Source organism: Mesorhizobium sp. M7A.F.Ca.MR.176.00.0.0, assembly GCF_004023165.1.
Lineage (GTDB): Bacteria > Pseudomonadota > Alphaproteobacteria > Rhizobiales > Rhizobiaceae > Mesorhizobium.
The window spans coordinates 10,813-11,874 of record NZ_RZTC01000151.1; the positions used below are offsets into that span (position 1 = coordinate 10,813).

Consider the following 1,062-nt stretch of genomic DNA (forward strand, 5'->3'; position numbering starts at 1 on the left):
GGTCAGGCCGATCGTGGTGCCGCGCTCCGGTGACCATTTGAGGTCGGCGTTGACGGTGGCACCGGAGATTGCATCAAGGTTTTTGTCGTCGATCGCTTCCCTGAGCCAGCCGGCCGAGAATTCGCCCGACAGCTTCTCGCCCATGTCGAGTGCAAGGCCAGCGCGGGCGCCGAGCCGCGTCGACGAGCGCTCGAAGCCTTCATTGTCGATGCGTTGATCATAGGTCCGGCGGCCGACCTCGATTTCAGTGAACGGGGTCAGGGCAGGGGAGATCTCGTAGCCGGTGCGCAACGTCGCGGTGTAGAGCGTCGAGTCCTGATCCTTCTGCGACAGCGAGGTGCCGTCCGAGAGCTTGGCGTCGCCGTAAAAATCGTGCGAGACCGCGCCGGTTAGCGTGTACTGCATCTTGCCGAGATGCTTTTCGACGGCGAGGCTGCCATCGATGGTCTGCCGCAGCGGTTGCTTGCTGACGCCGGCAATGGCGTCCGGTGATGATGCCGATTCCGGCACGGCCTCGTAGCCGAGCTTGGCGATGGCGCGCAACTCATTGTCGAGGTCGACATTGAGCTGGCCTTCGATGCGCCCTTGCTCGTCGTGAACCGGGTAACCGGAGACGGTCTCGCGAAACAGGCCATAGCCGTCGATCGTGGCGGAGTTCTCGCGCCAGTCGGATGCGGCGGAAAAGCGCAGCGCCGTCTCGGACAGCAGCGCCGACGTGCCGGCACTGCTCGAATCGCCGTTCGAGGTGGCGGTCAGGCCCTGTTCGATCGTCGGCCGGATGACGAAGGAGCCCCATTTGACGCCGGTGGCGGCAAACGGATCATCCTCCAGCTTCTTTTTCTGGCCTTCGATGGCGTCAGTGCGCTCCGCGCCTGGGTCGAGCTTCTGCCTGTCGGCACTGTCGATGGTGAGGGCGCGGCGGTTGGCTGTGTCCTCGTCTGTCTCTTCACCTTCGGTGGCATCCGTCGTGGAGGCGGTCGTGGAAGCGGTGATGTCGGAGGTGCCGGCCGTCGATTTCTTTTTCTTTTTCGACTTGTCGGCAGCCTTGTCCTTGGCCTGGTC

Annotated in this window: 1 protein-coding gene; it reads right to left on the bottom strand. The window is 63.7% G+C overall.

What is annotated here, in order from left to right; all coding sequences use genetic code 11:
* Nucleotides 1-1,062, bottom strand: a 1,062-nt coding sequence (locus EOB59_RS31120; protein WP_245486831.1) for an outer membrane beta-barrel protein, incomplete at both ends; no start/stop codon positions are given.